The organism is Lysobacter sp. F60174L2, from assembly GCF_052547135.1.
The window spans coordinates 189,026-196,978 of record NZ_JBQWRA010000005.1 but is presented as its reverse complement, the minus strand read 5'-3'; the positions used below and the strand labels follow the sequence as shown (position 1 = coordinate 196,978).

The following is a 7,953-nucleotide window of genomic DNA, read 5'->3' as shown; positions in this document are numbered from 1 at the left end:
TCGGCGTCGTCGACCATGTCGGCCTTGTTCAGGAACACCACGATGTACGGCACGCCGACCTGGCGCGCCAGCAGGATGTGCTCGCGGGTCTGCGGCATCGGGCCGTCAGCGGCCGAGCACACCAGGATCGCGCCGTCCATCTGCGCCGCACCGGTGATCATGTTCTTCACGTAGTCGGCGTGGCCCGGGCAATCGACGTGCGCGTAATGGCGGATCGGCGATTCGTATTCCACGTGCGAGGTCGAGATCGTGATGCCACGCGCCTTCTCTTCCGGCGCACGGTCGATCGCGTCGTACGCGCTGAACTCGCCACCGAAACGCTCCGCGCCCACCTTGGTCAGCGCTGCGGTCAGCGTGGTCTTGCCGTGGTCGACGTGACCGATCGTGCCGACGTTCACGTGCGGCTTGGTGCGCTCGAACTTACCCTTGGCCATGGCTGCTTCTCAATGGTGTGCGAAGTTGAAATGTGGTGCTCACGAAAGGAATCGAACCTTCGACCTCCTCCTTACCAAGGAGGTGCTCTACCGACTGAGCTACGTGAGCAAGTTGTTCCAGCAGGCATTTCGTCGCGGCATCAATGGAGCGGGAGACGGGGATCGAACCCGCACCATCAGCTTGGAAGGCTGAGGTTCTACCATTGAACTACTCCCGCGCCGGACAAACCTGCTTGGGTACTGCACCGGTTGCTGGTAAGGCATCCGGGTGGTGCTTCTCCACCTGCCGGGCCGACGTGCCGCATGTCGACCGGAAGCTGGTGGAGGGAGGTGGATTCGAACCACCGAAGGCGTAAGCCAGCAGATTTACAGTCTGCCCCCGTTGGCCGCTTGGGTATCCCTCCAAAGAGCCCGCAATTCTGGGGCGCGTTTGCCGGGAAGTCAATGCCGGATTCGGGGTTTTTTCAATCGACCTACACGTTGAAGCGGAAGTGCAGGACATCGCCTTCCTGCACACGGTACTCCTTGCCTTCCAGGCGCAGCCGTCCGGCGTCGCGGGCACCGGCTTCGCCCTTGTACTTGATGAAGTCGTCGTAGCCGATCGTCTCGGCGCGGATGAAGCCCTTCTCGAAGTCGGTATGGATCACCGCGGCGGCCTGCGGCGCGGTCGAACCGCCCTTGACGGTCCAGGCACGGACTTCCTTGACCCCGGCGGTGAAGTAGGTCTGCAGGCCCAGCAACGTGTAGGCGGCGCGGATCACCCGGTTCAGGCCGGGCTCGTCGAGGCCGAGGTCGGACAGGAACTCGTCGCGGTCGGCATCGTCCAGCTGGCTCAGCTCCTCCTCGATCGCGGCCGACACCGGCACCACCTCGGCGCCCTCGGTGACCGCGCGGGCACGCACCGCCTCGAGGTGCGGGTTGTTGTCGAAACCGTCCTCGAGCACGTTGGCGACGTACATCACCGGCTTCAGGGTCAGCAGGAACAGGTCGCGCACCGCCAGCCGGTCATCGTCGGACAGCGCCAGCGCGCGCGCCGGCTTGCCGGCGTCGAGGCCTTCGCGCACGCGCGCCAGCACCTCGACACGGGCCTTGGCCTCCTTGTCGCCGGTCTTGGCGCTGCGCTCGGCGCGCTGCAGGGCGCGCTCGACCGAGTCGAGGTCGGCCAGCGCCAGCTCGGTGTCGATCGTGTCGATGTCGGCGATCGGGTCGATCCTGTTGTTGACGTGGATCACGTCGTCGTTCTCGAAGCAGCGAACCACGTGGGTGATCGCGTCGACCTCGCGGATGTGGGCGAGGAACTTGTTGCCCAGGCCCTCGCCGCTGGCCGCACCCGCGACCAGCCCGGCGATGTCGACGAACTCGACCGCCGTGGGGATGCATTTCTGCGGCTTGACGATTTCGGCCAGCGCGTTCAACCGCGGGTCCGGCACGGGCACCACGCCGACGTTGGGCTCGATCGTGCAGAACGGAAAATTGGCCGCGGCGATGCCGGCCTTGGTCAGGGCATTGAAGAGGGTCGACTTGCCGACGTTGGGCAGGCCGACGATGCCGCATTTGATGCCCATGACGCTTTACTCGCTTTGATTGATTGGGTGGAACCGGGATGTCTTGCCTGGCCGCTCAGGAGCGCGGCGTGTGCAGGCGCTTCATCGCCTCGTTGAAATCGCCATCGACCGCCAGCGGCATCACGTCGATCGCGTCGTCGATGGCGCGCAGGATCAACGTTTCGTCGTCACCACCGGGCCGCCCGAGCACCCATGGGGTGACGCGGTCCTTGTGGCCGGGATGGCCAATGCCGACCCGCAGGCGGTGGAAACCGCCGTGGCCGAGCAGGCGCATGGTGTCACGCAGGCCGTTCTGGCCGCCGTGGCCGCCATCGAACTTGAGTCGCGCGGTACCCGGGGGCAGGTCGAGCTCGTCATGCGCGAGCAGTGCCTGCTCCGGCTCGATCTTCCAGTAGCGCAGGGCCGCGGTGACCGACTTGCCCGACAGGTTCATGAAGGTGGCCGGCTTCAACAGCCAGACCGGCTGGCCGGCGATTTCGACCCTGCAGGTCTCGCCGAACAGCTTGGAATCCACGTTGAAACGGCCGCCGAACTTTTCCGCCACGGCGTCCACAAACCAGAACCCGGCGTTGTGCCGGGTCCGGATGTGCTCGGGACCGGGATTGCCCAGCCCGACGATGAGACGCAGTCCGGCCATCGAAGGGGAACAACCAGCAGGCCGGCACGCCCGCAGGGGACATGCCGGCCGGACGCTGGCTTATTCCTCGTCCTTCTCGACCTTGGCCGCCGGCACTTCGGCCGCGGCGGCCTCGGCTTCGGTCGCGCCCTCGGTGGCCTCGACATCGACCCGGCCCTGGCGCGCCACGACCACGGCGACGTCGTGCTCCTTGCCCAGCTTCAGCTCCGGGATCTCCACGCCCTTCGGCAGCTTCAGCTCCGACAGGTGCACGGTCTGGCCCAGGGTCAGGCCGGCGAGATCGATCTCGATGAACTCCGGCAGGTCCTTCGGCAGGCAGCTGATGTTGACCTCGTTGAGCTCGTGGGTGACCACGACGTCGGAGGCCTTGCCGGCCGGCGACTGCTCGACGTTCAGGAAGTGCAGCGGCACCGCGACCTTGATCGCCTGCTTGGCGTCAACGCGCTGGAAGTCCAGGTGCATGATCAGCTGCTTGTACGGGTGGCGCTGCATGTCACGCAGCAGCACCTGCTCGACCTTGCCGTCGATGTCCAGGTCCAGGATCGACGAGTAGAACCACTCGTGCTTGTTGGCCAGCCAGATCTGCTCGTGGTCGAGCTGGATCGGCTGCGGCGCGGCCTTGCCGCCATAGACGATGGCCGGGATGCTGGCGGCGTGGCGCAGGCGGCGGCTCGCACCCTTCCCCTCGACACTGCGGCCAGTGGCCTTGATGGTGTGATCAGACATTTCAGTTACTCACTTTGCTTGCATTGAACCGCCTCGCGGCGGTGGAAACGCTCACCCGCGACCAGGTGAGCGCATTGCGGCGCCGGACTGCTCCGGCATCGCGAATTCCGGGTTGGATCAATCGACGTACAGCGAGCTGACCGACTCGCCGAAGGCGATCCGGCGGATGGTTTCGGCCAGCAACTCGGCGACGCTGAGCTGGCGGACCCTGCCGCACTCGCGGGCGGCATCGGTCAGCGGGATGGTGTCGGTGACCACCAGCTCATCGAGCTCCGACCCGCTGATGTTGCTGATCGCCGCGCCCGACAGCACCGGGTGGGTGCAGTAGGCGACGACCTTGGTGGCGCCCTGCGCCTTCAACGCGGCAGCGGCGGCGCACAGGGTGCCTGCGGTGTCGACGATGTCGTCGACCAGCACGCAGGTCTTGCCGGCCACGTCGCCGATGATGTTCATCACGGTGGCGACGTTGGCGCGCGGGCGGCGCTTGTCGATGATCGCCAGGTCGGCGTCGTCGAGGCGCTTGGCGATCGCGCGGGCGCGGACCACGCCGCCGACGTCGGGGCTGACCACGATCAGGTTGTCGGTGCCATGCGCGCGCCAGATATCGGCCAGCAGCAGCGGCGAGGCGTAGACGTTGTCCACGGGCATGTCGAAGAAGCCCTGGATCTGGTCGGCGTGCAGGTCGACCGTCAGCACGCGGTCGCAGCCGACCGCGCCGAACATCTTGGCCGCGACCTTGGCCGTGATCGGCACGCGCGAGGAGCGCGGGCGGCGATCCTGCCGGGCGTAGCCGAAGTACGGCACCACCGCAGTGACCGAGCTGACCGAGGCGCGCTTGAGCGCGTCGATCAACACCAGCAGCTCGACCAGGTTCTCGGCGCTGGGCGCGCAGGTCGGCTGGATAACGAACGCCTCCTGCCGGCGCACGTTCTCCTCGATCTCGACCTGCACCTCGCCATCGGAAAAGCGCCCGATCTGGGCCTTGCCGGGACGGATGCCGAGTTCCTTGCACACCGCCTGCGCGAGCGGGCGGTTCGCATTGCCACTGAAGACCAGCAGGCCGGGATCGTTTTGCACGTGTTTACTCCGCTTCGCTCTGACCTGGCGGTGCCGGGACCCGGCAGTTGCCTTGCATGTCTGGCAGGGGCGGTAGGATTCGAACCTACGAATGCCAGGATCAAAACCTGGTGCCTTGGGCCTCTTGGCGACGCCCCTGCGGTAACTTGTCCAACGCTTGTATCTACTGCTTGCAGGCCTCGAGCGCGACGTGCAGCGGTGAACGCGCAACGCCCGCCGCGACTCGGGCCCGAAGGCCCCCTGGCAATTCCGCCAGCGCCGCCTCGGCGGCTTCGCGGGTGGCGAATTCGACGAAGCAACCACTGCCGGAGCCGGTCAGGTGCGGCGTGCCGACCCGCGACAAGGCTGCAAACACGGTCTCGACGGCCGGTTCGCGCCCGCGCAACACCGGCTCGAACGCGTTCCCGAGCGGTACGCCCGAAACGAAGTCGGACATTGTCGCGGGCGACGCATCGCGCGTCAATTCGGGCGCGCGATACAGTTCGGCGGTCGGCACCTGGACACCCGGATCGACCAGCAGGTACCACGCGGGCGGCAGCCGGACCGGGCTCAGGATCTCGCCGATGCCCTCGCCCCAGGCGTTGTCGCCGCGGACGAACACCGGCACGTCGGCGCCCAGTTGCAACCCCAGCCCGGCCAGGCGATCCAGCCCGAGACGGGTATCCCAAAGCGTGTCGAGCGCGACCAGCACCGTTGCCGCATCGGACGAGCCGCCGCCGAAACCGCCGCCCGCCGGAATCCGCTTTTCGACGCTGATATCGGCGCCTTTACCGGTTTTTGATGCCGTTTGCAGAAGTTTTGCCGCCCGCACCATCAGGTCGTCGGCTTCGGCGACACCCGCCACGGACTCGCCATGGCGGACGATCCGGCCGTCGTCGCGCGGCCGCAGGCGGACCGTGTCGCCCCAGTCGAGCAGCCGGAACACCGTCTGCAGCAGGTGGTAGCCGTCCGCGCGTCGGCCGGGGATGCGCAGGAACAGGTTGAGCTTGGCTGGCGCGGGCCAGTCGCTCCAACCGGCGTGGTCCACCATCGGCTAGGCCCCGCCCCACTCGTCGACCAGCAGTTTCACCGACGCCTCGCCGCGAGTGGCGTCGAGACGGGTGGGCAACAGCGGGGTGCCGTCGGGCTCGGCCGGGTCGGATTCCGGCCACTGGTATTCGATCAGCCAGCCGCCCTGCTCGATCGACCAGGGCAGGCCATTGACCCCGTACTGGATGCGCGCCGGCCCGAGGGAGGAAGCGCGGGCGCCTCGGATCCACTCGGACAGCGCCTGCACCGGGATGTCCCAGCCGGTCGCCTCGAGCAGCAGCAGGCGCGCATCGGAGCCGGTGCGCGGGCCGCCTTCGAGCCCTTCCAGCAACGCATGGCCGGCATCGCCGGACAGGCGCCAGCCCTGGCGGGTCACCGGCGCACTGAGCGCGACCTCGTAGGCCGCGCCGCGCTGGCTCCATTCGATCCGGCCGCTGCCGCCCTTGCCGCGGTTGGATACCGCGATGCGGCCCGCCAGCGACCAGTCCCCTCGCCCGCGCAGCTCCGCCTCGCGCCCAAGCTGCGCGGCCTCGGCGGCGGCGACCTGGGCCGGGGTCAGGTCGGGACGGACCGGAGCGGGCGCGCAGGCGGCGAGCAACAGCGCCAGTGCGGCGATGGCGATCGCCGGGCGGAGGTAGCTGGAGATTCTCATGCGCCGGTCTTTTCCAGTGCGCGCTGCAGGGCGCGGTTGTCGGGGTCGAGTTCGCGCGCCTGGCGGAAGTACTCGCGGGCTTCCTCGCGCTTGCCAAGCACCCACAGCACTTCGCCGAGGTGGGCGCCGATTTCGGCGTCCTTCTGCAGGGCGAAGGCGCGACGCAGCTCGCCCAGCGCCTCTTCGTTGCGGCCGAGCCGGTAGAGCACCCAGCCGTAGCTGTCGATGATCGCGGCATTGTCGGGCTCGGCCGCGCGGGCGCGATTGATCAACTCCAGCGCCTCCTGGTAACGGCTGGTGCGGTCGGCCAGGGTGTAGCCCAGCGCGTTGAGCGCGGCGACCGATTCGGGCTCGATCACCAGCAACCGGCGCAGGTCGGCCTCGGCGCGGGCGATGTCGTCGCGGCGCTCCCAGCTCAGGGCGCGGGCGTAGAGGATTTCGAGGTCGTCGGGGAACGCCGCGAGGCCGCGGGCGAAGGCGTCCATCTCCGCCTCGGGCGTACCGTCTTCCTCCAGCAGCGACGCTTCCAGCAGGTAGGCGTCGCGCCGGGCATCGTCGGGCGCGGCCGCGTCGGCCTGGATGTCGTGCAGCAGGCCGTAGCTCTCTTCGCTGCGCTGGAGTTCATGCAGCACGTTGGCGCTGCGCAAACGCGCCGGCCAGCGCTGCGGACCGCCGGGAACCCCTTCGTACCAGCCCAGTGCCTCGTCGAAACGATCCAGGAATTCGGCCATCTGGCCGAGCAGCAGGCGTCGCGAGGGGTCGGGCTTGGCGGCGGTGCGGCGCAGTTCCTCGTAGAGCCCGGCCAGGGCGCCCTTGTCCTCGGCGCGGGCCAGCAGCGAGGCGCGCAGGGCGTAGGTCTGGTCGTCCTGCGGGCCGCGCGCGAGGATCGCCGAGGCCGCGCCGAGGTCGCCGAGCGCGTCGTATTCGTAGGCCATCGCCAGGCGCAGTTCGGCGTTGCCACTGGCCTGTTCGGCGAGTGACTCCAAGACCTTGCGGGCTTCGTCGTCCCTGTCGGCCTCGCGCAACTGGCTCGCGCGTAGCAGAGCCACCCGCGGTTCGCCGGGAAACCGCCGGACCACCTCGGTGACGATGGTCTCGGCCAAGCCGGGTTGACCCATCCGCTGGGCGAGGCCGCCAAAGGCCAGCCAGGCCTGCAGGTTGTCGGGGATGCGGCCGCCCTCGACCAGCCGCTCCAGCACGGTCGCGGCCTGTTCCGGGTCGCGTGCTCCGCCCGCGACCACGCCCAACGCCTGCCGCCAGCCGTCGTCGCCGGGCGTTTGCAGCAGTTCGACCAGGTGCTTGCGGGCGACGCGTTCCCTGTTGTCGCGCAGCGCCAGGGTGGCCTCGGCAGCGAGCAGGCTGGTGCCTTCGCCGCCCTGCCGGCGCCACAGTTCCAGCGCCTGCGCGGCGCGGGCGTTGTCCCCGGCGAGCAGGGCGATCCGGGTGGCGCGCTCGGCCAGTTCGACATCGCGCGCGGCGCGGGCGGCCTCCAGGTACCAGCGGGCGGCATCGTCGAGCCGGCCGGACTGGACCGCGAATTCAGCCGCCAGCAGCGGCTCCAGCGCCTCGACCACGGGATCATCCGACGGCAGCGACGCGGCCTGCGACGGATCGGCCCGCAGGGCGGTGCCGGCCGCGGCCTGGGCGGTCGCGCCGGCCAGGGCCAGCGCGACGGCGAATGCAACGCCGGTGGCGGGCCGGCGCAACGCCATGAACGGATGCAAAGCGTGGGGCATCGGGTGCAAATCCCTCGATTTCGCCGGGCCGGTAGAATGGCGACCTTCAGCAGCCAGCAGCTTATCGCAAGCACCTGAACGGGTAGTCCAGCTCCGC

Annotated in this window: 8 protein-coding genes and 4 tRNA genes; all 12 read right to left on the bottom strand. The window is 68.7% G+C overall.

All coding sequences use genetic code 11. The annotated features are described in order from the left end of the window. Positions 1-434, bottom strand: a 434-nt coding sequence (locus ACT9AS_RS14015) for a GTP-binding protein (protein ID WP_445100770.1), incomplete at its 3' end; no start/stop codon positions are given. 33 nt (positions 435-467) lie between these two features. Continuing rightward, positions 468-543 (bottom strand) — tRNA-Thr (locus tag ACT9AS_RS14010). A gap of 35 nt (positions 544-578) precedes the next feature. Then, positions 579-652: transfer RNA gene (locus ACT9AS_RS14005), tRNA-Gly, on the bottom strand. Positions 653-752: 100 nt separating this feature from the next. After that, positions 753-838: transfer RNA gene (locus ACT9AS_RS14000), tRNA-Tyr, on the bottom strand. 69 nt (positions 839-907) lie between these two features. Further along, positions 908-1,999: a redox-regulated ATPase YchF gene (ychF, locus tag ACT9AS_RS13995; RefSeq protein WP_445100769.1), complete on the bottom strand. Its 1,092-nt coding sequence runs from the start codon at positions 1,997-1,999 to the stop codon at positions 908-910. Positions 2,000-2,054: 55 nt separating this feature from the next. Then, the gene (gene pth / locus ACT9AS_RS13990; RefSeq protein WP_445100768.1) at positions 2,055-2,636 is read right to left on the bottom strand and encodes an aminoacyl-tRNA hydrolase; all 582 of its coding nucleotides are present in this window, start codon (positions 2,634-2,636) and stop codon (positions 2,055-2,057) included. A gap of 60 nt (positions 2,637-2,696) precedes the next feature. Further along, positions 2,697-3,362, bottom strand: coding sequence for a 50S ribosomal protein L25/general stress protein Ctc (locus tag ACT9AS_RS13985; RefSeq protein WP_445100767.1), 666 nt, complete (start codon positions 3,360-3,362; stop codon positions 2,697-2,699). A 117-nt stretch (positions 3,363-3,479) separates the two neighbouring features. Then, complete coding sequence (locus tag ACT9AS_RS13980; protein WP_445100766.1) at positions 3,480-4,439, bottom strand: ribose-phosphate diphosphokinase; 960 nt, start codon at positions 4,437-4,439, stop codon at positions 3,480-3,482. A gap of 61 nt (positions 4,440-4,500) precedes the next feature. Then, a tRNA-Gln gene (locus ACT9AS_RS13975) sits at positions 4,501-4,577 on the bottom strand. Between the two features lie 25 nt (positions 4,578-4,602). Beyond that, a complete protein-coding gene (ispE, locus tag ACT9AS_RS13970; RefSeq protein WP_445100765.1) occupies positions 4,603-5,469 on the bottom strand; it encodes a 4-(cytidine 5'-diphospho)-2-C-methyl-D-erythritol kinase in 867 nt (288 codons plus the stop codon). 3 nt (positions 5,470-5,472) lie between these two features. Beyond that, positions 5,473-6,120: a lipoprotein insertase outer membrane protein LolB gene (gene lolB, locus ACT9AS_RS13965; RefSeq protein ID WP_445100764.1), complete on the bottom strand. Its 648-nt coding sequence runs from the start codon at positions 6,118-6,120 to the stop codon at positions 5,473-5,475. After that, the gene (locus ACT9AS_RS13960; RefSeq protein WP_445100779.1) at positions 6,117-7,832 is read right to left on the bottom strand and encodes a tetratricopeptide repeat protein; all 1,716 of its coding nucleotides are present in this window, start codon (positions 7,830-7,832) and stop codon (positions 6,117-6,119) included. Before ACT9AS_RS13960 ends, lolB begins: the two co-directional genes overlap by 4 nt. Positions 7,833-7,953: the final 121 nt, after the last annotated feature.

What these genes read in the sequence shown, in the direction of transcription:
- ychF (WP_445100769.1), bottom strand. Translation starts at nt 1,999, where the DNA reads ATGGGCATCAAATGCGGCATCGTCGGCCTGCCCAACGTCGGCAAGTCG.
- pth (WP_445100768.1), bottom strand. Translation starts at nt 2,636, where the DNA reads ATGGCCGGACTGCGTCTCATCGTCGGGCTGGGCAATCCCGGTCCCGAG.
- ACT9AS_RS13985 (WP_445100767.1), bottom strand. Translation starts at nt 3,362, where the DNA reads ATGTCTGATCACACCATCAAGGCCACTGGCCGCAGTGTCGAGGGGAAG.
- ispE (WP_445100765.1), bottom strand. Translation starts at nt 5,469, where the DNA reads ATGGTGGACCACGCCGGTTGGAGCGACTGGCCCGCGCCAGCCAAGCTC.
- lolB (WP_445100764.1), bottom strand. Translation starts at nt 6,120, where the DNA reads ATGAGAATCTCCAGCTACCTCCGCCCGGCGATCGCCATCGCCGCACTG.
- ACT9AS_RS13960 (WP_445100779.1), bottom strand. Translation starts at nt 7,832, where the DNA reads ATGGCGTTGCGCCGGCCCGCCACCGGCGTTGCATTCGCCGTCGCGCTG.